Source organism: Agromyces aurantiacus (assembly GCF_016907355.1).
Classification (GTDB): Bacteria; Actinomycetota; Actinomycetes; order Actinomycetales; family Microbacteriaceae; genus Agromyces; species Agromyces aurantiacus.
In genome coordinates, this window is record NZ_JAFBBW010000001.1 from 1,540,087 (window position 1) to 1,562,880 (window position 22,794).

Annotated in this window: 20 protein-coding genes and 1 tRNA gene; 11 read left to right on the forward strand and 10 right to left on the reverse strand. The window is 72.6% G+C overall.

Annotation, left to right across the window (positions count from 1 at the left end):
• The first annotated feature begins 22 nt into the window (after window positions 1–22).
• The 4 genes from JOD46_RS07330 (at window position 23) to JOD46_RS07345 (ending at window position 5,896) form a co-directional block, all read left to right on the forward strand.
• Window positions 23–1,501, forward strand: a complete 1,479-nt coding sequence (locus JOD46_RS07330) for a sugar transferase (protein ID WP_204392938.1) — start codon at window positions 23–25, stop codon at window positions 1,499–1,501.
• 67 nt (window positions 1,502–1,568) lie between these two features.
• Window positions 1,569–3,389 carry a DUF4012 domain-containing protein gene (locus tag JOD46_RS18905; protein ID WP_204392940.1) on the forward strand — a complete coding sequence of 607 codons (1,821 nt, stop codon included), beginning with the start codon at window positions 1,569–1,571 and terminating at the stop codon, window positions 3,387–3,389.
• Between the two features lie 19 nt (window positions 3,390–3,408).
• Window positions 3,409–4,710 carry a UDP-glucose dehydrogenase family protein gene (locus JOD46_RS07340; protein WP_204392942.1) on the forward strand — a complete coding sequence of 434 codons (1,302 nt, stop codon included), beginning with the start codon at window positions 3,409–3,411 and terminating at the stop codon, window positions 4,708–4,710.
• An 82-nt stretch (window positions 4,711–4,792) separates the two neighbouring features.
• Window positions 4,793–5,896, forward strand: a complete 1,104-nt coding sequence (locus JOD46_RS07345; RefSeq protein WP_204392944.1) for a heparan-alpha-glucosaminide N-acetyltransferase domain-containing protein — start codon at window positions 4,793–4,795, stop codon at window positions 5,894–5,896.
• Here the strand turns inward: JOD46_RS07345 and JOD46_RS07350 are convergent.
• The 4 genes from JOD46_RS07350 to JOD46_RS07365 all read right to left on the reverse strand — a co-directional run bounded on the left by JOD46_RS07350 (window position 5,893) and on the right by JOD46_RS07365 (window position 10,210).
• On the reverse strand, window positions 5,893–6,432 hold the full coding sequence (locus JOD46_RS07350) for a VanZ family protein (RefSeq protein ID WP_204392946.1): 540 nt from the start codon (window positions 6,430–6,432) through the stop codon (window positions 5,893–5,895). The genes JOD46_RS07345 and JOD46_RS07350 overlap by 4 nt on opposite strands.
• Window positions 6,433–6,489: 57 nt before the next feature.
• Window positions 6,490–6,566, reverse strand: a tRNA-Pro gene (locus JOD46_RS07355).
• Window positions 6,567–6,641: 75 nt separating this feature from the next.
• Window positions 6,642–7,616, reverse strand: coding sequence for a metallophosphoesterase (locus JOD46_RS07360; RefSeq protein WP_204392948.1), 975 nt, complete (start codon window positions 7,614–7,616; stop codon window positions 6,642–6,644).
• Window positions 7,613–10,210, reverse strand: a complete 2,598-nt coding sequence (locus tag JOD46_RS07365) for a transglycosylase domain-containing protein (RefSeq protein ID WP_204392950.1) — start codon at window positions 10,208–10,210, stop codon at window positions 7,613–7,615. The genes JOD46_RS07360 and JOD46_RS07365 overlap by 4 nt, the downstream gene beginning before the upstream one ends.
• A 105-nt stretch (window positions 10,211–10,315) precedes the next feature.
• Between JOD46_RS07365 and sp36 the strand changes: the two genes are divergently transcribed.
• Both sp36 and JOD46_RS07375 read left to right on the forward strand, forming a co-directional pair.
• A complete protein-coding gene (gene sp36 / locus JOD46_RS07370; protein WP_204392952.1) occupies window positions 10,316–10,543 on the forward strand; it encodes a Sp36 family protein in 228 nt (75 codons plus the stop codon).
• The gene (locus JOD46_RS07375) at window positions 10,543–11,019 is read left to right on the forward strand and encodes a RidA family protein (RefSeq protein WP_204392954.1); all 477 of its coding nucleotides are present in this window, start codon (window positions 10,543–10,545) and stop codon (window positions 11,017–11,019) included. The genes sp36 and JOD46_RS07375 overlap by 1 nt, the downstream gene beginning before the upstream one ends.
• Before the next feature lie 69 nt (window positions 11,020–11,088).
• On the opposite strand, the gene acs is transcribed toward JOD46_RS07375, so the two are convergent.
• Complete coding sequence (gene acs / locus JOD46_RS07380) at window positions 11,089–13,044, reverse strand: acetate--CoA ligase (RefSeq protein ID WP_204392956.1); 1,956 nt, start codon at window positions 13,042–13,044, stop codon at window positions 11,089–11,091.
• A gap of 556 nt (window positions 13,045–13,600) precedes the next feature.
• Between acs and JOD46_RS07385 the strand changes: the two genes are divergently transcribed.
• Genes JOD46_RS07385 through JOD46_RS18530 form a run of 5 tightly spaced genes read left to right on the forward strand, consistent with a single transcriptional unit; the run spans window position 13,601 to window position 16,900 of the window.
• On the forward strand, window positions 13,601–14,776 hold the full coding sequence (locus JOD46_RS07385; protein WP_204392958.1) for a TadA family conjugal transfer-associated ATPase: 1,176 nt from the start codon (window positions 13,601–13,603) through the stop codon (window positions 14,774–14,776).
• Complete coding sequence (locus JOD46_RS07390; protein ID WP_204392961.1) at window positions 14,770–15,816, forward strand: type II secretion system F family protein; 1,047 nt, start codon at window positions 14,770–14,772, stop codon at window positions 15,814–15,816. The genes JOD46_RS07385 and JOD46_RS07390 overlap by 7 nt, the downstream gene beginning before the upstream one ends.
• Window positions 15,817–15,871: 55 nt before the next feature.
• Window positions 15,872–16,150, forward strand: coding sequence for a DUF4244 domain-containing protein (locus JOD46_RS07395; RefSeq protein WP_204392963.1), 279 nt, complete (start codon window positions 15,872–15,874; stop codon window positions 16,148–16,150).
• Between the two features lie 16 nt (window positions 16,151–16,166).
• Window positions 16,167–16,475 carry a TadE family type IV pilus minor pilin gene (locus tag JOD46_RS07400; RefSeq protein WP_307834948.1) on the forward strand — a complete coding sequence of 103 codons (309 nt, stop codon included), beginning with the start codon at window positions 16,167–16,169 and terminating at the stop codon, window positions 16,473–16,475.
• Complete coding sequence (locus JOD46_RS18530) at window positions 16,472–16,900, forward strand: Rv3654c family TadE-like protein (RefSeq protein WP_204392967.1); 429 nt, start codon at window positions 16,472–16,474, stop codon at window positions 16,898–16,900. The genes JOD46_RS07400 and JOD46_RS18530 overlap by 4 nt, the downstream gene beginning before the upstream one ends.
• A 212-nt stretch (window positions 16,901–17,112) precedes the next feature.
• On the opposite strand, the gene JOD46_RS07410 is transcribed toward JOD46_RS18530, so the two are convergent.
• From JOD46_RS07410 to acsA, 5 genes are read right to left on the reverse strand one after another with little or no spacing between them, the layout of a single operon-like run.
• A complete protein-coding gene (locus JOD46_RS07410) occupies window positions 17,113–17,355 on the reverse strand; it encodes a phosphopantetheine-binding protein (RefSeq protein WP_204392969.1) in 243 nt (80 codons plus the stop codon).
• A complete protein-coding gene (locus JOD46_RS07415; protein WP_204392971.1) occupies window positions 17,352–18,926 on the reverse strand; it encodes a dihydrolipoamide acetyltransferase family protein in 1,575 nt (524 codons plus the stop codon). The genes JOD46_RS07410 and JOD46_RS07415 overlap by 4 nt, the downstream gene beginning before the upstream one ends.
• Window positions 18,919–19,899, reverse strand: a complete 981-nt coding sequence (locus JOD46_RS07420) for an alpha-ketoacid dehydrogenase subunit beta (RefSeq protein ID WP_204392973.1) — start codon at window positions 19,897–19,899, stop codon at window positions 18,919–18,921. Before JOD46_RS07420 ends, JOD46_RS07415 begins: the two co-directional genes overlap by 8 nt.
• On the reverse strand, window positions 19,896–20,903 hold the full coding sequence (pdhA, locus tag JOD46_RS07425) for a pyruvate dehydrogenase (acetyl-transferring) E1 component subunit alpha (RefSeq protein WP_204392976.1): 1,008 nt from the start codon (window positions 20,901–20,903) through the stop codon (window positions 19,896–19,898). Before pdhA ends, JOD46_RS07420 begins: the two co-directional genes overlap by 4 nt.
• The gene (acsA, locus tag JOD46_RS07430) at window positions 20,900–22,702 is read right to left on the reverse strand and encodes an acetate--CoA ligase (RefSeq protein ID WP_204392978.1); all 1,803 of its coding nucleotides are present in this window, start codon (window positions 22,700–22,702) and stop codon (window positions 20,900–20,902) included. Before acsA ends, pdhA begins: the two co-directional genes overlap by 4 nt.
• Window positions 22,703–22,794: the final 92 nt, after the last annotated feature.

A 22,794-nucleotide genomic window follows, 5' to 3' on the forward strand; every position in this document is an offset into this window, starting at 1 on the left:
AGCCGGCGCACGGAGGTGATGCATGACCCTCACACGGCCGTCCACGAACGTCAGCCCAGCCGACGTGGTCGCCGAGTGGCAGCGTGCCTATGCGCGGCGCCTCCTCATCACCGATCTCGTCGTCATCGTGTTCGCGGTCTACGGATCGCAGTTCATCCGCTTCGGCACCACCGGCACCTCGCTGCGAATCCCGGGCGTGGGCGACCGCGCCGACGTCCTGATCAGCTACGCCGTCTTCTCCGCCCTGCTCGCCGCCGGGTGGTTCGTGTCGCTGTCCATCTTCGCGACGCGTGATCGCATGATCATCGGCGCCGGGACGGCCGAGTACCGGCGTCTGGCCGACGCCAGCATCCGGGTCTTCGCGATCCTCGCGATCGGCGCGTTCCTGCTGCGTTCCGAGGTCGGTCGCGCCTACGTCCTGGTCGCCTTCCCGCTCGGCCTCGCCCTGCTCATCACCGGACGATGGGCGTGGCGCAAGTGGCTGCTGCGCCAGCGCGTCCAGGGCCGATTCCTGCACCGCGCGATCCTCATGGGCGAGCGCCAGAAATCGGCCCACGTCGCCCAGCAGATGGCCCGCGACGGCGTGTCGGGCATCCGGATCGTCGGTGCCGTCACCGAGCACGGCGAATCGGATCGAGAGCTCGCGCCCGGCATCCCCGTGCTCGGCGACTACGCGGGTCTGGACCGGGTGCTGGCCGAGGCTCGCGCCGACACCGTCGTCTTCACGGGGGCCGACACGATCGACCCCCGCGGCATGCGAGAGCTCGGCTGGCGGCTCGAGGCCACCTCGACGAGCCTCGTCGTCGCTCCGGCGCTGACGGATGTCGCGGGCCCGCGCATCCACGCGCGTCCCGTCGCCGGGCTGCCGCTCATCCAGGTCGACTACCCGGAGTTCACGGGCCGGAAGTACGCCGCCAAGCGCGCGTTCGACCTCGTCGCGGCGACCATCGCCCTCGTGGTGCTGAGCCCGCTCTTCCTGCTCATCGCGATCGCCGTGCGCCGCGACAGCCCGGGACCGGCGATCTTCTCCCAGGAGCGCGTCGGCCTGAACGGCGAGCGATTCCGCATGCTGAAGTTCCGGTCGATGGTGCAGGATGCCGAGACGCAGCTGCCGACCCTGCTCGACCGCACCGACGGCAACGGCGTGCTGTTCAAGATGCGCACCGACCCGCGCGTGACCCGCATCGGCGCGGTGCTCCGGCGGTACAGCCTCGACGAGCTGCCGCAGCTGATCAACGTGCTGCGCGGCGAGATGTCCCTCGTCGGGCCCCGCCCGCCGCTCGCCGCCGAGGTCGAGCGCTACGACGAATGGGCGCTGCGGCGCCTGCTCGTGCGACCGGGCATCACGGGCCTCTGGCAGACGCAGGGCCGCTCCGACCTCTCGTGGGACGACAGCGTGCGCCTCGACCTCTACTACGTCGAGAACTGGTCGCTGACCGGCGACGTCATCATCCTCTACCGCACGGCCCGCGCGGTCGTGCAGGCCCGGGGCGCGTACTGATGGTGCGGGTCGGGCGCCGCATCGTTCACATCCGATTCCGGTACACGGGCGTCTACGATAGGGCCTCGTGACGACCCCCGAGTTCGTGCTGGCGCCCGAGCGCCAGCACCGGAGCAGCAGCGGCCGCTCCCGCAAGCGCCGACGCCGGCGGATCTTCCATGCGATCTTCTGGCCGGTCCTCGCGCTGATCATCATCGGCGGCGGGCTCTCGGCGTGGTGGCTCGGCACGAGCGCGCTCCAGGTGCGAGACGACCTGGAGGCCGCGCGGGCCTCGGTCGCGAAGTTCCAGTCGCTCGCCGCTGAGCGCAAGGTCGACGAACTCCAGCCGGTCGCCGACGAACTCGCTGCATCGGCCTCGAGCGCGGTCGCTCCGACGGGCAACCCGATCTGGCGCGTCGCCGAGTGGGTCCCCGGGCTCGGCGAGAACTTCCGGGCCGTCCGCATCATCGCCGAAGGCGTCGACGACATCTCGACCGAGGTCGTCCAGCCGACTGTCGGGCTCGTGGGTTCCTTCGGCATCGCCCGCGACGATTCGGGCGCGCTCGATCTCGGGCCCCTCCGCGAGGCGACCGAGGTCGCCCAGTCGGCGGATCGGGTGCTCGGCCGCCTCGGCGACTCCCTGGCCTCGGTCGACCGGGACGCGACGATCGGCCAGGTCTCGGACGCGGTGGGCGAGTTGGAGGGCGTCGTCGCCTCGGCGCAGCAGACGGTGCCCGGACTGAACGCCGCGCTCGCCGGAGCCGGCGCGATGCTCGGCATCGACGGACCCCAGACGGTGCTGCTGGCCTTCGGCAACAACGCCGAGGCGATGCCGCTCGGCGGTGGACCTGCGGCGCAGACGCTGCTCAGCGTCGATGACGGCACCATCACGATCGACCGGCAGCTCTCCAGCACGCAGCTCGACACGCAGGCGCCGATCGACGTGAAGGTCGACGACAGTGCATTCCAGCTGTACAACGACATCCTGCTCACCGAGATCAACGCGACGACGAGCCGGCCCGACTTCCCGACCGCGGCGGAGCTCCTCCGGGCCCGCTGGCAGCGCGATGTCGGCATCACGCCCGACACGGTCGTCATGACCGACCCGATCGGCGTGTCCCGAATCCTGAAGGTGACCGGCCCGGTCACGCTCCCCAATGGCGAGCAGCTGACGAGCGACAACGTCGTGTCGAAGATGCTCAACGAGATCTACTTCACCTATCCCGAGGGCGGCGCCGAATCCGACGCCTTCTTCGCGAGCGCGTCGGCGGCGGTGTTCGACCGCCTCATGTCGGGCGACTACGACGTCTGGGCGATGGCGCAGGCGCTGATCGACGTGACCAACGGCGGCAGCCTCATGATGTGGACCTCCGACGAGCCGACGCAGGCGCTCTTCGCGGGATCCCGCCTCGACGGGACGCTGCCGGCCACGAACGACGGCGCGACCGTGCTGGGCGTGTACTTCCGCGACCGCTCGATCTCGAAGATCGACTACTACCTGCACACCGAGGCGACCGTCACGACCGACACGTGCACGCCCGACGCGCCGACGTACACCGTCGAGGCGCGTCTGCGCTTCGACATCCCGGAGGGCCTGGAGTTGCCCGAGTACATCGAGAGTCGGTTCACCCCGGGCACGTACCGCACCGAGGTCTTCCTGTACGGTCCGGTCGGCGGCACGACGACGGCGGTCGAGGTGCCGGAGCCGGGTCTCGGCACGACCACGGGTCCGTCGGTCGTCGACCTGAACCGGCCCGCCGAGAAGTTCACCGTCGACCTCCAGAACGGCGGCACGGCACTCGTGCGGGCGACGTTCGCAGGGACGCCGGATGACGGGCCGGTCGCCGTCCGTACCACGCCGATGATCAACCCGACCGGGGTGAAGGTCGTAGAGGCGCCGTGCGGATGACGACGTCCGAGGGCACCGAATGAGGATCTCCGTCGTCGGCTGCGGCTACCTGGGCGCCGTGCACGCGTCCGCGATGGCCCACCTCGGCCATGAGGTGATCGGCATCGACGTGGACGAACGGAAGATCGAGGCGCTCGCCGCGGGGCGTCCGCCGTTCTTCGAGCCCGGCCTCGCCGACATCCTCACCTCGGCCACCTCGACCGGGCGGCTGCGGTTCAGTACCGACATCGGGGATGCGGCGGGCGCGGAGGTGCACTTCATCGCCGTCGGCACGCCCCAGATGGCGGGGAGCGATGCGGCGGACCTCCGGTACGTCGACGCGGCCGTCGAGTCGCTCGCCCCGCATCTGGGCGAGGGTGCGCTGGTCGTCGGCAAGAGCACCGTGCCGGTCGGTACGGCCGGTCGGCTCGCGGAGCGCCTCGCCGAGATCGCGCCGCACGCCCGATTGGCCTGGAACCCCGAGTTCCTCCGCGAGGGATTCGCCGTGAAGGACACCATCGAGCCCGACCGGCTCGTCTACGGCGTCGCCGACGCCCGCGCCGTCCACCAGCTCGACGACGTGTACCGGGCCGCGATCGATGCCGGAACCCCGCGGCTCGTCACCGACTACGCCACGGCCGAGCTCGTGAAGGTCGCCGCGAACGCGTTCCTGGCCACCAAGATCAGCTTCATCAACGCGATGGCCGAGATCGCCGAGGTGACCGGTGCGGACGTCACCCAGCTCGCCGACGCCCTCGGCCACGACGTGCGCATCGGCCGCCGGTTCCTGAACGCCGGGGTGGGGTTCGGCGGGGGCTGCCTGCCCAAGGACATCCGCGCGTTCTCAGCCCGCGCGGAGGAGCTCGGACGCGGCGAGGCCGTCGGCTTCCTCCGCGAAGTCGACGCGATCAACCTGCGTCGGCGGCAGCGCGTCGTGGATCTCGCGGTCGAAGCCCTCGGTGGCACGGCCTATCGACGGCGCATCGCCGTGCTCGGCGTGACGTTCAAGCCCGACTCCGATGACGTGCGCGACTCGCCGGCGCTCGACGTGGCCGTGCAGCTGACCGGCCTCGGGGCGGAGGTGGTCGCGACCGACCCGCAGGGGATCGAGAACGCGCGCGCGCGCCATCCGCAGCTCGAGTACGTGGCGGCGACCGCAGAGGCGCTTCGGGGCGCCGACCTCGTGGTGCTCGTCACCGAATGGCAGGAGTACCGGGAGCTCGATCCCGTCGCCACAGGCGCACTGGTGGGCCGACGGGTGATCATCGACGGCCGTAACGTCCTCGACCCGGAGGCATGGCGCGGCGCCGGGTGGACCTACCACGGGCTCGGCCGCCCGTGATGGGGCTGCGCCGTGTCATCGGCACGCCCTGACGGGCATCGCATCACGTGCGCGGGTCCGGCTCGCGTGCGAGAGTGAGTCCATGATCGATCCCGGCGCCGGGTCCGGCAGCGGCGCATCCGCGTGGCTGTCGAGTCGGGTGACCGGCGTCGACGCCGCGCGCGGGCTCGCGCTCATCGGCATGTTTGTCGCGCACGTCGCGCCCGACGTGGCATCCGACTCCCTCGCCGACGTCATCGCGATCGCCCACGAGCGACCCCGGCTGCTGTTCGCGCTCACCGCAGGGGTCGGGCTCGGGCTGCTCACCGGCGCCACGCGGCCCGCGATCGAGCACCGGGGAACGCTGCGGCGGCAGATCGCGATCCGGGCGATCATCCTCATCGCCCTCGGCGTGCTGATCGTCACCCTCCTGAAACCGCTCGTGTTCGTCATCCTCGACGTCTACGGGGTCGCATTCCTCCTCATGCTGCCGGTGCTCTTCGTCCCCGGCCGGGTGGCGATCGGGCTCGGATCGGCACTGCTGGTCGTCACGCCCGCGGCGGCCGCGCTGGCCGAGCGCGACTCCGCGGTCCGGGCGGCCTCGGACGGCGCGGCCGGCTTCGCGGTCGACTGGTTCCTCACGGGGGCGTACCCGGTGATCGTCTGGGTGCCGGTCATGCTGATCGGGCTCGGCATCGCCCGGCTCGACGTCGCACGGGCATCGTCGGTCCGCCGGTACGGGGCGGTCGGCCTCGCCGCCGCCGTCCTCTGCATGCCGCTCGGGTACGCGATACCCGAGAACCAGGTCCTCGGCGCCGATCCGTCCGCCGACTGGATGGTGCCGGCGCGAGCCTCGCTGACGACGATCGGCAATGTCGGCTTCGGGCTCGTCGTGATCGCCGTCCTGGTCGCGCTCACGGCCCTGTCGAGCCGGACCGTCCGGGCGGCCTCCTCGGTCATCCTGGCTCCCATCATCGCGATGGGCGCCATGCCCCTGACGATCTACACGCTGCACCTGGTCGTCATCTCCGCCGGCGAGCGCGTGGAGAACGGCGTCGTCACCGACGACTCGTGGCCGATGCTCCTCGGCCTCGTCCTCGGTTCGATGGCGTTCGCGTGGCTCTGGCAGCGGTATCTCGGTCGGGGCCCGTTCGAGCGGCTGCTGCGCTGGGCGAGCGGGCGCGCGCGCCAGCCGGCGGAGCGCTAGCGGGCACGAGGCCGGGGCGGGTTCGTCGGGCTCGACGGGCGCCAGGAGCGGATCGCGAGGAGGGTGATCGCGGCGCCGATGGCCGCGCCTCCGAGGTTCGCCAGTGCGTCGCGCAGGTCGAACGTCCGCTCGGGCAGCACGGTGGCCTGCGCGACCTCTGCGGCGAGACTGACCGCCGTGGCGAGGCCGGCCGCCGACAGCACGCTCGACCACCTCGGCCGCCGCGACCAGGCGACCCACAGGGCCCCCATCGGGACGAAGAGCAGGACGTTGCCGGCCGCCTCCACCAGCGGGTACCGCACTGCCGCGCCGACGCCCCACGACGCGAGCAGGTCGAGCAGGGGATCGGTGCGGACGAACCCTCCCTCGCCGTCGACGTGGACGGGCCAGAGCAGCGTCACCGCCAGCACGATCGAGTACAGCACGGCGAGCACGGCGACCCACCAGCGCCGTCGCCCCCGCGGCGCGCGGCGGTTCGGAGTGCCATCCAGCCGAGCGGATGCCGCGAGCCGACGCTCGGCGCGGTTCGAGGTCATCGCCACAGCGTAGTCTCCGAGCAATGGAGAAGCCCCTCCCGAAGGAGGGGCTTCAGATGGTCGGGGTGACAGGATTTGAACCTGCGACCTCTTCGTCCCGAACGAAGCGCGCTACCAAGCTGCGCCACACCCCGATGGCCCGTGGGCCTCCACAAGGATAGCGGAAAAAACTGCGGCCGCTGACCACGTCGCGCCCCGCCGGCGCCGGCTCAGTCGGCCGGTGTGAGCGTGAGCAGTGTGGCCTCGGGCGGGCACGCGAAGCGGATCGGGGCGTAGATCGAGGTGCCCAGGCCGGCGGAGACGTTGAGGAAGGCCGAGCGGAGGCCGTGGCGCCACACCGAGAGTCCCTTGGCCTGCTGGCGGGGGATGTCGCAGTTGGTCACCAGGGTGCCGTATCCCGGCAGGCAGACCTGGCCGCCGTGCGTGTGACCGGCCAGCAGGAGCTGGGCGCCGTGGTTGACGAACGAGTTCAGTACGCGCCGGTAGGGCGCGTGCGTCACCCCGACCGTCACGATCGGCCGGGTCGCCTGCGCGCCTCGATCGGGCCACGATTCCTCGCCGAGGGGATCGTCGGAGCGCAGGTCGTCGATCGCGGCGGCGATGAGGTCGAGGCGGTCGTAGCCCTTGTGGGGGTCGTCGACGCCGAGGAACTCGAAGCGCGTCCCGCGGAGCTCCATGGCGGCGGCCGCGTTGTCGAGGTCGATCCAGCCGAGCTCACGGAAGAGGCCGTGCAGCGCGTCGATGTCGAGCCGCTTCGCCCGGCCCGAGACCTTGGAGGGGCCGCCGAAGTACCGCAGCGGGTTCTTCAGCACGGGGCCGAAGTAGTCGTTCGAGCCGTTGACGAACACGCCGGGAACGCCGGCGAACGACGCGAACGCCCGCCGGACGCCCTCGATCCCGCGCTCATGCCCCAGGTTGTCGCCCGTGTTCACGATGAGATCGGGACGGAGTGCGGCCAGCGAGGCGATCCATTCCTGCTTGGAGCGCTGCCACGGCGCCATGTGCAGGTCGGAGACATGCAGGACCCGGATCGGTTCCGAACCCGGCGGCAGCACCGGTACGACGACACGGCGAAGCGTCCAGCGGGTCCGTTCGACCAGCGAACCCCAAGCCAGCGCGCCCGCCGCTACCACGCCGATCGCGGTGGCGATCCGCGTCGCAGCGGTCGAGCGTGCGAGGCTCACCCGCCGTTCCCGGGCGCGCCGTCGGTGGGCGGGACGATCTCGCCGGTGAACTTGCCGATGACGATCGTCACCCGGTCACCCGCCTTCGCCGCGGCCCCGGCGCCCGGATCCTGGCTGATGACGATGCCGTCCTGTGTGGGATCGGTCACGTCCTGTTCGCGTATCTGCACCTTGAAGCCGGCGCCCTCGAGCGTCGCCTTCGCGCTCTCTCGGTCCATGCCGCCCACGTCGGGGACGCCGGAGACCTTCCCGTTGCTGACGAGCACGCGGATGACGCTGCCACGTCCGGCCTGCCCTGACGGGTCGGTGCCCGCGGCGGTGCCCTTCGGCTGGTCGCTGTCGACCTCGGGGCCCTGCTCGAAGACGAAGCCGGCCGCCTCGATGGCCTTGCGCGCCTCGTCGAGGCTGAGGCCCGCGACCTGCGGGATGTCGATGAGCGTCTGCTTGAACGCCGACGGGTCGGGCTCGGGGAACGCATCGCCGCCGTACTTCGTGTCGGCCACTCCCATGATGGCGCTCCAGATGCGGTGACGGGCGCTCGCGCCGTAGCCGCTCGCGAAGTCGATCTCGCGGAGGCTCGTGCGGTTGTCGCCACCGGTCACGTTGCCGACCCACACCGCGGTCGCGACCTTGGTGCTCGCGCCGTTCATCCAGGTGTCGAATGCGTAGTCGGTCGTACCCGTCTTGCCGATGTGCGGGATGCCGGTGCCCGGGTCGGACTGCACCGCCGTTCCGCCGTTGAACGTCTGCTGCATGGCGTACTGCATCGCGTGCGCGACCTCCGGCGTCACCGACTGCGTGCAGGTCGACTTCGGCGGGGCGATCTCCTCGCCGTCGGCCGCCACGATCTTGTCGATCGCGATGGGCGTGCACGTCATGCCGTTGTTGGCCACGCCGGCGAAGCCCGCGACCATCGTGAGCGGGGCGATCTCCTGCGTGCCGAGCACGTCGGAGGGGTACATCGTGAGGGGGGCCCCGTCGGCGCGGTGCATGCCGAACGCCTCGGCCGTCTTCTTGATGCCGCAGAGGTCGAGCTGCTGGGCCATGGCCATGAAGCTCGAGTTCACCGAGTACTTGGTGGCCTCGACCGCGTTGTTCGCCACGGAGCCGTCGTCGTTGTTCGGCTCGTAGGAGCCGACGAAGTCGCCTTCGCACGAGTTGGTGAAGTGCGTGAACGCGCGCTTGGACCCGTTGAACGACTCGAGCAGCGAGTGCCCCTCGTTCAGCCACTCGGCCAGGGTCCACACCTTGTAGGTCGATCCCGGCTGGAAGCCGCTCGACCCGCCGTAGTCGTAGTCGGTGCTGTAGTTGACGGCCGAGAACTCGTTGCTCGTCGCAAGGACGTCGGGATCGGCGGAGTACTTCTTGTTCTGCGCCATCGCGAGGATCCGGCCCGTCCCCGGCTGGATGGACACGGCGACCGACCCCACGTCGAATCGGGGGTCGGAGAACGGGATGTTCTCCGCGATCGCCGTCTCGGCCCGGTTCTGCAGGTCGAGGTCGAGCGTCGTGTAGATCTGGAGCCCGCGCTGCTTGAGCAGGACCGAGCCCTCGTTCACGTCCTCGGTCGCCGGGTCGTCGTACTGGTTGCGGATCACGTTCGCGACGTAGTCGCAGAAGAAGGCCGACCCCGCCGCGCTCTGGCATCCGGTGCTCGGCTCGGTGATCTTCGGGGCCACCGGCTCCGCGACCGCGGCGTCGTGCTCCTCCTGGGTGATCTTCCCGTACTCGAGCATCTTGCCGATGATGTAGTCGCGCCGCTCCTTGTTCTCGGCGTACGGGACCGGCTCGCCCTTCTCGTTCACCGTCGCGGCGCCGTTCGTCTCGCTGTCGGGGCGGTCGAGGCGGAACTTCTCGGGGAAGTTCACGATGGCGATCAGGCTCGCCGCCTGCGCGAGGGTGAGGTCCTTGGCGTGTACGCCGAAGTAGTACGAGGCCGCCGACTCGATGCCGTAGACGCGCCCGCCGAACGCGGCGATGTTGAGGTAGCCGAGCAGGATGTCGTCCTTCGAGGACTTCTTCTCGAGCGCGATGGCGTAGCGCATCTCCTTGAGCTTGCGCTCGGCGGAGACCTCGGTCGCCTCGGCGTACGCGGCCTCCTTCTCCTCCTCGGTCTTCGCCTGGTTCACGCCGTTGTTGATCAGCACGTTCTTGACGTACTGCTGCGTGATCGACGAGCCGCCCTGCACGTCCTTGCCGGTGACGGTGCTGACCGCACCGCGGAGGGTGCCCTGGATGTCGACGCCGCCGTGCTCGTAGAAGCGCGGGTCCTCACCGGCGACCGCGGCATCCTTCGCGTACTGGCTGATCGCGTCCCAGCCGACCTCTTCTCGGTTCTCGTCGAAGAACGAGGCGAGCAGCGCCTGCGAGCCGTCGGAACGCGTCGCGTAGATGTCGGTCTTCTGCGAGAGCTGGCCGACCTCGAGGTACGCCGGGAGGTTCTCGAACATGTTGATGCTGTTGTTCGCGGCCATGCCCGTGACGGCGAGGGCGGGCGTCACCGCGGCGGTCACCAGGATGCCGGCCAGCGCGCTCATGCCGACGAAGCCGAGCACGCCGGAGGCCGCGTCGCTCAGGGGTTTTTGGGCAGACATATAGTGGAGCTTAACCGAGAAGGCTGGCAAAACACGCTGTGCACCGAGCGTGCCGTGGTGTGCGCCGCCGGCTCGATCCCGTCCGCCTTCCCCGAAGGAGCGCCCATGCCGGCCTGGGAGTACATCACCACTCCGCTGCTGATCCACAACACCGCCGCGATCCTCAACAACTGGGGATCCGAGGGGTGGGAGCTCGTGCAGGTCGTGCAGGGGCCCGAGGGCGGGCTGGTCGCCTACCTGAAGCGCCCGGTGGGCGGCGAGGCGTCCTCGGCCGCGTCTGCGGGCCAGGCGGCGGCGGCGCAGGCCGCCAAGCAGTTCGAGGGCGACGCCTGATGGCGGCCACCTCGGCCGAGGCGCGGCTCGCAGAGCTCGGCATCGAGCTGCCCGAGGTCGCCCCTCCCGTCGCGGCCTACGTGCCGGCCGTCGTGACCGGCTCCTACGTCTACACCTCGGGCCAGCTGCCCTTCGTCTCGGGGGCGCTGCCCGCGACCGGCAAGGTCGGCGACGGCGAGGGCCTGGTCCCCGCCGACGACGCCAAGGAGTACGCGCGCCTGTGCGCGCTGAACGCGCTCGCGGCCGTGAAGGCCCAGCTCGGCTCGCTCGATCGGGTCACCCGGGTCGTGAAGGTCGTCGGCTTCGTGGCATCCGACCCGTCGTTCACGGGGCAGCCCGGCGTGATCAACGGCGCGTCCGAGTTCCTCGGCGAGGTCTTCGGCGAGGGCGGCCGGCACGCCCGCTCGGCGGTCGGCGTCGCGGTGCTCCCGCTCGACGCGCCCGTGGAGGTCGAGCTCGTCGTCGAGTTCGCCTAGGCGCAGCGACACCAGACGGCGGATGCCGCGGCCGGAACGTTCCGGCCGCGGCATCCGTGCGTTCGGGGCTCAGCGCACCTGGGCGCTGATCACCTGCATGATCGACGTGTCGGCGAGCGTCGTGGTGTCGCCGATCTCGCGGCCCTCGGCGAGGTCGCGCAGCAGGCGCCGCATGATCTTGCCCGAGCGCGTCTTCGGCAGCTCGTTGACGATGAACACCTGGCGCGGTCGCGCGATGGCCCCGATCTGCGTGGCGACGTGCTTGCGGAGCACCTCGCTGACATCCTCGAGGGTCTCTGCCGCCTCGGCTTGGCTCTGCTTGAGGATCACGAACGCGACGACCGCCTGGCCCGTGGTCTCGTCGGCGGCGCCGACGACGGCGGCTTCGGCCGTCCAGGGGTGGGCGACGAGCGAGGACTCGATCTCGGCGGTCGAGAGGCGGTGGCCCGAGACGTTCATGACGTCGTCGACGCGGCCGAGCAGCCAGAAGTCGCCGTCCTCGTCGCGACGGGCGCCGTCGCCGGCGAAGTACTTGTCGCCGAACTTCTCCCAGTAGGTCTCCCTGAACCGCTCGGGATCGCCCCAGATGCCGCGGAGCATCGACGGCCACGGCTCGGTGACGACCAGCAGGCCGCCGCCCTCGCCCTCGACCGGCGTGCCGTCGTCATCGAGGATCGAGATCTCGACGCCCGGGATCGGGACCTGCGCCGCCCCCGGCTTCAGGTCGGTGACGCCGGGCAGTGCCGAGATCATGATCGCGCCGGTCTCGGTCTGCCACCACGTGTCGACCACCGGGATGGACCCGCCGCCGATGACGTGGCGGTACCAGATCCACGCCTCGGGGTTGATGGGCTCGCCCACCGAGCCCAGCAGGCGCAGCGTGCGGAGGTTGAACTCGTGCGGGATCTGCCGGCCGAGCTTCATGAACGAGCGGATGGCCGTGGGCGCCGTGTAGAGGATCGTGACGCCGTACTTCTCGACGATCTCCCACCAGCGGCCCGGATGGGGCGTGTCGGGCGTCCCCTCGTAGATGACCTGCGTCGCGCCGTTGGCGAGCGGGCCGTACACCACGTACGAGTGGCCCGTGATCCAGCCGACGTCGGCGGTGCACCAGTAGACGTCGCGCTCGGGGTGGAGGTCGAAGACGTTCTTGTGCGTGAAGGCGGCCTGCGTGAGGTAGCCGCCCGAGGTGTGCAGGATGCCCTTGGGCTTCCCGGTCGTGCCCGAGGTGTAGAGGATGAACAGGGGGTGCTCGGCGTCGAACGCCTTCGGCTCGTGCTCGTTCGAGGCGGTCGAGACCGTCTCGTGCCACCAGAGGTCGCGGTCGGCGTTCCAGTCGACCTCGTTCTCGCCGCGCTTGACGACGAGCACGTGGCGCACGGTGCCGCCCTCGGCCTTGCCGAGCGCCTCGTCGACGACGGGCTTGAGCGGGAACACGCGCCCCTTGCGGTACCCGCCGTCGGCGGTGATGACGACGGAGGCCTCGGCGTCGTCGATGCGCGACGCGAGGCTGTCGGCGCTGAACCCGCCGAAGACGACCGAGTGGATGGCACCGATGCGCGCGCAGGCGAGCATCGCCACCACGGCCTCGGGGATCATCGGCAGGTAGATCGCGACGCGATCCTGTTCGCCCACGCCGAGGTCGGTGAGCGCGTTCGCGGCGCGCTTGACCTCGTCGGTCAGCTCGGCGTACGTGATGGCGCGCGAGTCGCCGGGCTCGCCCTCCCAGAGGAGCGCGATGCGGTCGCCGAGGCCCGCCTCGACGTGGCGGTCGAGGCAGTTGACGGCGACGTTGAGCTCGCCGTCGTCGAACCACTTCGCGAACGGCGGGTTCGACCAGTCGAGGGTTCGGGTGAAGGGCTTCTCCCACTGGAGCAGCGTGCGGGCCTGGTCCGCCCAGAAGCCGAGGCGGTCGGCCCGGGCCGATTCGTAGAGGCCTGCGTCGGCGACGGCCTGGGCGGCGAACTCGGGACTCGGGCGGAAGCGCCGGATCTCCTCGAGCGCGTGATCGATCTGCGCGTTCATAGTGGTGCGATCGCTCCTTCGCGAAAGGTTCAACTGATGGGTTCGCCTGCCCTAGGGAAGAGACTAGCGCTCAGGGCGGGGCGTGGCGTTCGCGCGCGACGGGCTCGGCGTCGTACGCTGGACCCTGTTCGCGGGCGCCGGGGGCTGCGGGCATCGACGCGAGCGGGTGTCCCGAATCGGGACGACCTTCGGAATGCGTCGTGTTGTGCGTTTTCGCCAACTGATTCCGGCGCGTCCTCGCCTTGGGCTGGAGGAAGTCGCAGAGATTTCTGTGTGTCGGCACAAATGAGGACAAAAAGTACTTGCGCATGGACCTCCAGCCCATACACTGAGTACCGCCCGAACGTTTCGTTTCGAGGCCTGCAACGCTCGAGATTCCCCCCAATCCTTGCGTTGCCGAGGCGGCACCTGTTCCCCCCAATGGGTGCCGCCCCCTTCTTTTCACGGCGCGGAAGCCGCGGTACAGCCCTCCTCCACAACGGCGTGGAGGAGGGCTGTTTCATTCCCCGGACGCATCGCGCCGCGAGCGTCGCGCCAGGCGCCTAGCGTCCTCGGCATGCCCCGCCCCTTCGTCGCCGTCCCCTCGTGGGAGTCCGCGGTGCGCGAGGACGCGGGTGCCGCGACGGGCGAGGCGGCGGCCGACCCGACGCCGGCGTCTCCGTGGTCGCCCGAGGCGCGATCGGTCGGCGCCCGCACGGCCCGGGTGTCGCGTGGGCCCATCGATCCCCTTCCGTCGGGCGAGGGCGGGACAGGCGACGACGCGTCGCACGGTCGCGGCGTCCGAGCGGCGTCGATCGAGGGCGTGAGCACGGATGACCTCGCCCTGCTCGGGCCGCTGGCGCCCTACGCGGCATCCGGCCCGGTGACCGACCTCTTCGTCAACGGCGGGCAGGGGCTCTGGGTCGATCGCGGCGCCGGGCCCGAGCGCGAGCCCGCGTGGTCCGCCGGCGAGTCCGAGGTCCGCGCGCTCGCCGTGCAGTTGATCGCCCGGGGCGGTCGGCACATCGACGAGGCCACCCCGGCGGTCGACGTGCGGCTCGGTCGCGGCATCCGGGTGCACGCCGTGCTGCCGCCGCTCTCGCCCGGGGGCACGCTGCTCTCCGTCCGGGTGCCGCGCATCGCCGGCTTCTCGCTCGCGGTCCTCGCGCGGGCCGGCATGCTCGATGCCGCGCAGGAGCAGTCGTTGCGGTCCGCGGTCCGCGATCGCCGCAACCTCCTGGTGACCGGGGCGGGCGGCTCCGGCAAGACGACCCTGCTGGGCGCGCTCCTGGGCGAGGCGGGGCCGCGTGAGCGGATCGTCCTCATCGAGGATGTCGCCGAGCTTCGGATCGCCCACCCGCACGTCGTGGCCCTCGAGGCGCGGCAGGCCAACCTCGAGGGCAGCGGACGGATCGGCCTCGACACGCTGCTCCGCGAAGCGCTGCGCATGCGGCCCGACCGGCTCGTCGTGGGCGAGTGCCGCGGGCCCGAGCTCCGCGAACTGCTCGCCGCGCTGAACACCGGGCACGACGGCGGAGCCGGGACCCTCCACGCCAACTCGCTCGACGACGTGCCCGCGCGGCTCGAGGCGCTCGGTTCCACCGCGGGAATGTCGGCCGACGCGGTCGCCCGACAGGCCGTGAGCGCCTTCGACCTCGTCGTGCATCTCGAGCGCGTCGACGGGCGTCGTCGCGTCGGCCAGGTCGGCCGGCTCCGCCTCGACGGGGCCCGACTCGAGGTCGCACCGTGCTGAGCCGCGGCCCGCAGGACGGGGGAGTCCGCGGCACGGGCGTGGTCCCGGCGCGCGCCGCGCGCCGAGATGCCGGCGCCGAGGTCGACCGCGTCGCGGCCGCGGCGGAACGGCTCGCCGCGCTGCTGTCCGCCGGTCTCGCGCCCGGGCCGGCCTGGGCGAACGTCGACGTCGGTGTCGACCCCGACGCCGGTCGCCGCGTCGGCCGCGCGGCGCGGAGGCAGGCGCACCGCGAGTCCGCCGACGCCGAGGTCGCGCGTGCGGCCGCCTCCGCGGCGGCCGAGGGTGCCCCGGTCGCCGCGGCGATGGAACGCGTGCGTGCGCATCGGCCCGATGCCTCGCCGGCGTGGTCGACGCTCGCGGCGGCCTGGGCCGTGGCCGACGCCGCCGGGGCACCGCTCGCGGGCTGTCTGGCGATGCTCGCCGGCGCGCTCCGCGACGAGGCGCAGCTGCGCCGGGAGTCGTCCGCCGCGCTCGCCGGGCCGGCCGCGAGCGCACGGCTCGTCGCGGCGCTGCCGGTGATCGCCATCGCCTTCGGCATGCTCCTCGGCTTCGACACCGCAGGGGTGCTCCTCGGCAGTCCCATGGGGGTGGCCTGCCTCGTCCTGGGCTCCGCGCTGCTGTGGACCGGGGCCCGCTGGAGCCGTTCGCTCGTCGCGAGGGCGGCGGTGGCGCAGCCCGCGGCGGGCATCGACCTCGAACTGCTCGCGGTGGCGCTCAGCAGCGGCGCGTCGCTCGCTCGCGCGCAGGCGCTCGTGGCCGATGCGCTCGAGGCGCACCTGCCCGGCCTCGCGACATCTGACGCGGCAGGGCCGGTGCTGCGGCTGGCCGAGCACGCGGGCGCCCCGGTGGCCGGCCTGCTCCGCGCCGAAGCCGCGCGCGTGCGCGGGGCCGCGCGCGCCGAGGGCGCGATGCGCGCCGCAGCGCTCGGCGTGCGGCTCATGATCCCGCTGGGGTGCTGCGTGATGCCCGCCTTCGTGCTGCTCGGCGTCGCGCCGCTGCTGATCTCCGTCGTCACCGGCACGCTCGGCGGTGCCGCATGACGCGTCCAGGCTCGTGCCACCACCGCCGCGATCGCGGCCCCGAGAGAGGAATCCCATGCATCCGAGATCATCCGTCGTTCCCGCCGAGCGCTCCGCCGGTGCGGCGAGCGGCCCACTGCCCGGCGCGGTGCTGCGGCCCGGTGCGCCACGGCACGGCCGGTTGCGCCGGCTCGTCCGTCGCCTGCCGGGCGAGCGCGGCGCGGCGACCGCGGAGTACGCGGTCGCGACCATGGCGGCCGTGGGTTTCGCCGGGCTGCTCGTCGTGATCCTCCGGGGCGACGAGGTCCGCGAGATCCTCACCGAGCTCGTCCGGAATGCGCTCACGGTGGGATGAGCGCGAGCGCGGCAGCGTGACGGCGGAGTTCGCCGTCGCGCTGCCCGCGATCGCGCTCGTGCTCGCGTCCTCGCTCGCCGCCGTGCACGTCGCGGCCGTGCAGGTGCGGCTGGCGGATGCCGCGGCCGATGCGGCGCGCGCGCTCGGCCGGGGCGAGAGCGAGGCCGTCGCGGCGGGCATCGCCGCACGCAACGCCGCCGGCGCGCGGATGTCGACGAGCATCGAGGACCCGTTCGTGTGCGCGACGCTCACCGGCCCCGCCGGCGGCATCCTGTCGGGGCTCGAACTGCAGGCGGAGTCGTGCGCCGTGCGAGGCGGACGGTGAGCGGCGCACGGGCCACGCGACGCCGTCGGGGGAGGCCGTCCAGGCTAGATCGGAACCCGGGCACCCGGCCGCAGCCGTGCCCGGACCGGGACGGGCGCGGCGAGCGAGGAGCGGCGACGATCCTCGCGCTTGCGATCGTCGGGGCGATCGTCGCGCTCGCGGCGGCGCTCGCGGGCGTGCTCGTCGCCTCCGTCGCCTCGCAGGTCGCGGCGAACGCCGCGGACGCGGCCGCGCTGGCCGCGGCCGACGCGGTCTCCGGTGCCGTCGCGGGGGAGCCGTGCGACCTCGCGGCGCGCCTCGCCGACCGGAACGGCGCTCGCCTGAGCTCGTGCGACGTGTCAGGCGCCGAGGTCGTGATCGTCGTGTCGGTCACCCGTGCGGCGCTCACGATCACGGCATCCGCCCGCGCCGGGCCGCCCGGGTGACGGCCGAGGGGCACCGTCTCCGCTGTCAGGGTCGCGGCGCCAGGTGAGGAGGAACGCCGCGACCCCGAGGACAACGGGATGGTGAGTCCGACCCCATCATCCTGAGCAACCCTCATGGCCGTCGAAGCGGAGGTCACATTCCGACATCTTCGACGGATCCGGCGCTGGGCGCCCTCGGGGCGGCCCGACGCCGGCGTGAGCGCGACGGTCGGTCACCCGCGCGCCGCGACGTAGTCGATGAGCGCCTGCACGGTGGTCAGGCCCGCGTAGTCCTCCTCCGGCGTCGAGACGCCGGTCGAGTCGGCGAGCAGCTCGAGCAGGCGGAGGAAGTCGAGCGAGTCGAGCTCGAGGTCCTGCCGCAGCCGCGACGCGGTGTCGAGGTCCTCGATCTCGACATCCGGCGCGACCTCCCGCAGCGCGGCCAGCACGGCCGCCCGGGCATCGGTGTCGTTCACAGTTCCTCCGGCTTCTGCAGCAGTTCGTCGACGCGGGCGAGGTACCGTCCGCCGCGCAGCCCGTCGGTCACGCGGTGGTCGGCCGAGAGCGTCGCCGTGACGGCGGGCCGCACCCCGATCAGCCCGCCCGTCGCCCAGGGTTGCTCGACGACGCGCCCGAACCCCACGAGCGCGACCTGCGGCGCATAGATCACGCCGAAGACGGACTCGACGCCGAGGTCGCCGAGGTTGGTGACCGTGATCGTGGGGTCCGTCATCTCGGCCCTCCGCAGGCGCCCGGCCCGCGCGCGGGCCACGAGGTCGCGCAACGCCGCCATGAGCTCGTCGGGCGAGAGCCGGTCGGCGTCGTGGATGGCCGGGGCGACCAGGCCGCCGCCGCGGAGGGCGACCGCGACGCCGAGGTGCACCGCCTCGCTCGGCCTGAAGCCGCCGTCGACGAAGAACCCGTTCATCTCGGGCACGTCCTTCGCGGCGCGGGCGCTCGCGGCGAGGAGCAGCGCGGCGGGCACGAGCCGTTCCGACAGCGGCCGACCGGCGTTCGCCTCGCGCATCCACTCGAGCGACCGGTCGAGGTCGATGGTCGTACTGAGGTAGTAGTGCGGGATCTCGCGCTTGGATCGCGCCATGAGCGCGCCCACGGCGCGGCGCAGGCTCGCGATGCGCTCGGCGGCGCCGGTGGGCTCGGCGCGCCCGTGCTCGGGCGGCGCGGCCGCGGTCGCGGCCGGCTCGGGCCGCTCGCCGTGCGGCCGCCGCTTCCTCCGCGGATGCGTGGGCGCCCCGGCGGCGGCGCCCTCCGGGACGGCCTCGGCCGGCCGGGTCGGCGCGGCCGCACGTGCCTGGGCGCCGCCGGCCTCCGCCGCCCGGCGCACGTCGGCATCGGTCACGGCGCCGTCCGGCCCGGTGCCGGCGACCGATGCGAGGTCGACGCCGAGCTCCGCCGCGAGCCGCCTGGCCCGCGGCGAGGAGCGGATACGTGCGCCGGCCGCCGAGGGCGCCCCGGGTGGCGGGCTCGGGCGGGACGTCGGGGTCGGCCCGGCGATCGCGGCCTCGCGCGCGGCGGCCGCGGCCTCGCGCGCGCCCTCGGCCGGCACCCGCCCGCGCGCACCGGCGGCGGCCGCCGCCTCGACGTCGGCGGGCGTGACCGCGCCGCCCGGGCCGGTGCCGTGGACCCGGTCCACGTCGACCCCGAGCCGGTGCGCGACGTGACGGGCCAGCGGTCCGGCTCCGGGCGCGCCGGGCGTCGCCGCGACCTCGCGGGCCGGCGGTGCCGGCGGTACGGGCGCGGGCGGTGACGGTTGCGTCTGTGGTGTCGACGGCGTCGGCGCGACGTCCGCGGGCGTCCCCGTCATCCGCGCGATGGGCGTGCCGACCGGGACGGTCTCGCCCAGGTCGACGAGGTACTCGGCGAGCACGCCCTCCTCGAACGACTCGATCTCCATCACGGTCTTCTCGGTGTCGACCTCGGCGACGAGATCGCCCCGGTGCACGTAGTCGCCGGGATGCACGAGCCACTCGATGACCTTCCCGCGCTCCATGTCGGCCCCGAGCGAGGGCATGCGCAGCTCAGGCACGGGCGCCCACCGCCTCCCGCGCCGCCGCGACGACACGCGCGACCGACGGCAGTGCGGCCTCTTCGAGGTGCCTGGCGTAGGGGATGGGCACCTCCTCGCTGCACACGCGGCCGACCGGTGCGTCGAGGTCGTAGAAGGCGGATTCGGTGATGCGGGCGCTGACCTCCGCCGAGAGGCTGCCGCTGCGCCATCCCTCGTCGACGACCACGGCGCGATGCGTCTTCGCGACGGTCGCGAGGATCGCGGCGTCGTCGAGCGGCCGCAGCGTGCGCAGGTCGAGCACCTCGGCGTCGATCCCGTCCGACGCGAGCGCCTCGGCGGCCTCGAGCGCGGTCGGCAGCGTTCCGCCGTACGTGATGAGCGAGACGTCGGCGCCGGGGCGTCGCACGGCGGCGGTGTCGATGTCGACGGGCCCCGCGTCATCCGCGATCTCGCCCTGCACGTTGTAGAGCGAGCCGTGCTCGAAGATCAGCACGGGGTCGGGATCCTCGAGCGCGGTCCAGAGCATGCCTCGCGCATCCTCGAGCGTGGCCGGGGCGAGGATCCGCAGCCCGGGGATGTGAGCGAGCCAGCCCTCGAGGCTGTGCGAGTGCTGCGCCGCGAGCTGGCGCCCGCCGCCCGTCGTCATGCGGATCACGAGCGGCACGTTGAACTGGCCGCCCGACATGTGCAGCAGCGTCGCGGCGTTGTTCACGATCTGGTCGAGCGCGAGCAGGCTGAAGTTGACCGTCATGACCTCGACGATCGGGCGCATGCCGCCGAGCGCGGCGCCGATGCCCGCGCCGACGAACGCGGCCTCGGAGAGCGGGGTGTCGCGGATCCGCCGCGGCCCGAATTCCTCGAGCAGGCCGAGGCTGACGGCGAAGCCGCCGCCGTAGCGGCCGACGTCCTCGCCCATGAGGAACACGCGCTCGTCGCGCTGCAGCGCATCGCGCATCGCGGCGCGCATCGCCTCGCGGTAGGTGGTCTTCACGGCGTCGCCCCCGCTCGCTCCGAGGTCACGAAGCGGGTCAGCTCCTCGACGGGTTCGGGCGTGCCGGCCTCGGCGAACGCGACCGCGGCGTCCATCTCGGCGGCGACCTCGCGCTCGATGCTCGCGAGCGCGTCGGCGTCGAGCCGGCCGGATGCCTCGAGTGCGCCCTGCAGGAGTCGGATCGGGTCCCGCTCCATCCAGTGCTCGACCTCGACCTTGTCGCGGTAGCGCTCGGGGTCGAACATCGAGTGGGCGCGGAACCGGTAGGTGCGCAGTTCGAGGAAGTGCGGTCCCCCGCCCGCCCGCATGGCCTCGGCGGCGCGCCGTGCGGCGTCCTCGACGGCGATCGCGTCCATCCCGTCGACGGCCCACGACGGGATCTCGTAGGCGGCGGCCTTGAGCGCGAGGTCGGTCTGCGACTCGGAGCGCTCGAGCGCGGTGCCCATGGCGTAGAGGTTGTTCTCGCAGCAGAACAGCACGGGCAGGTCCCAGAGCGCCGCCAGGTTCATGCTCTCGTGGAACTCGCCCTCGGCGATGGCGCCCTCGCCGAAGAAGCAGGCGGTCACCCGATCGCGGCCGGCCAGCTTGTCGGCGAGCGCCAGCCCCACGGCGAGCGGCAGCCCGCCGGCGACGATCGCGTTGCCGCCGTAGAACCGGGTCGCCGCGTCGAACAGGTGCATCGATCCGCCGCGGCCGCGGCAGCACCCCTCGGCGCGGCCGAACATCTCGGCCATGATCGACTCGGCCGAGACGCCGCGCAGCAGCGCGTGCCCGTGCTCGCGGTACGTGGCGACGACCGCGTCATCCGGCCCGAGCACCGACATGACGCCCGCCGCGACCGCCTCCTCGCCGATGTACACGTGCAGGAACCCCCGGATCTTCGTCGCCGAGTACAGCTCGACGCAGCGTTCCTCCAGGCGGCGCACCCGGATCATCCGCCGGAGCAGATCGAGCGCCCGGTCGGGGTGCCCCTCGATGGCGCGCGCGCGTTCCTCGTCGTTCATCGCCCGGCCTCCAGGGTCGAGGTGTCGCCCTCGGGCAGCCCGAGCTCGCGGGCCTTGAGCAGGCGGCGCAGGATCTTGCCGCTGCGCGTCTTCGGCAGTGCGGCCGCGAAGTCGAGCAGTCGCGGCGCGACCGCCGCACCGAGCCGCTTGCGCGCGAAGCCGATGAGCTCGAGGCGCAGGGCGTCGGACGGCTCGTGGCCGGGCTTCAGCTCGACGAACGCCTTCACGACCTCGCCCGCGACCGGGTCGGGCACGCCGATCGCGGCGGCCTCGGCGACCGCCTCGTGCTCCATGAGGCAGCTCTCGACCTCGAACGGGCCGATCAGGTGCCCCGACGACTTGATGACGTCGTCGCCGCGTCCGACGAACCAGAAGTAGCCGTCGGCGTCGCGCCGCGCGAGGTCGCCGGTCAGGTACCAGCCCCCGGCGAAGCACCGGCGGTAGCGCTCGTCCTCGTCGAGGTAGCCGCGGAACATCGACGGCCAGCCGGGCCGCAGGGCGAGCTCGCCCGTGGCATCCGCCTCGCAGAGCACCGCGTGCCCGTCATCGCCGATCACGGGCGCGCCCGTCTCGTCGCGTGCGACCACCGCGGCCTCGATGCCGGGGAGCGGGCGGCCCATCGACCCGGGCCGGATCTCCATCGCCGGGTAGTTCGAGATCATGATCCCGCCGGTCTCGGTCTGCCACCAGTTGTCGTGCACGGGCAGGCCGAACGCCTCCTCCCCCCAGACGACGACCTCCGGATTGAGCGGCTCGCCGACGCTCGCGACGAAGCGCAGCGCCGAGAGGTCGTGGCCGGTCGCGCGCTCGGCGCCGGCCTTCATGAGCATGCGCAGCGCGGTCGGCGCGGTGTACCAGACGCTCACGCGCTGTTCCTCGAGGATCCGGTACCAGCGCTCGGCGTCCATCTCCTCCTCGTCGACGATCGCGGTCACGCCGTGCACGAGCGGCGCGATGATGCCGTACGAGGTGCCGGTGACCCAACCCGGGTCGGCCGTGCACCAGTACACGTCGTCGGGGTGCAGGTCGAGTGCGAAGCGGCCGGTCGCGTAGTGCGCGGTGACCGCGTCGTGCACGTGGATGGCACCCTTCGGCCGCCCCGTGGTGCCGCTCGTGAAGTGCAGCAGGGCCATGTCCTCCGGCCCGGTGTGCGCGGTGGGGGCGGTGTCGGATGCGTCGGCGAGCAGCGCCGCGAGGTCGAGCGTGCCCGGGTCGGGCGCGCCATCCGCATCGACCAGGAGCACGTGGCGGAGCGCCGGCAGCTCGTCGCGGATCGGCGCGACCTTGCGGCGATGGAACGCGCGCGTGGTCACGAGCACGCGCCCCGACCCGATCTGCAGGCGCTGTCGCACGGGCTCGGGACCGAACGCGGAGAACAGCGGGCAGAACACGGCGCCGTGCTTGAGCGTGCCGAGCACGGCGGCGTAGAGCTCGGGCGTGCGGCCGAGCAGCGAGTACACGCGCTCGCCGGGTTCGACGCCGAGCGCGGCCAGCACGTTCGCGAAGCGTGCCGCCTCGCGGGCGAGCACGCGGTAGGTCAGCGAACGCGTCGTGCCGTCGGCGCGCACGAAGCGCAGCGCCTCGCGGTCGGCGAGCGGGCCGGCCGCATGGCGGTCGACCGCCTCGTGCGCGATGTTGAGGCCGCGGCCGGGCAGGCCGTCGAGCGCGCGGCGCGCCTCCTCCCACGAGAACGCGGCGCGCTCCGCGTCGTAGTCCACGAGGTTCGGCCGCACCCGGAGCGCCGCGACATCCTTCGGAATCGCGGCCCAGCGCGTCGACGACGGCGTCATCGCCTCCATGGGAGGAGGATAGGCACCGCGGATGACGCGGCTGTGGGGTCCTTCGTCCCGCGGATGCCGCGGGCTTGCCGGCCCGTGTGCCCTGGGCGGCC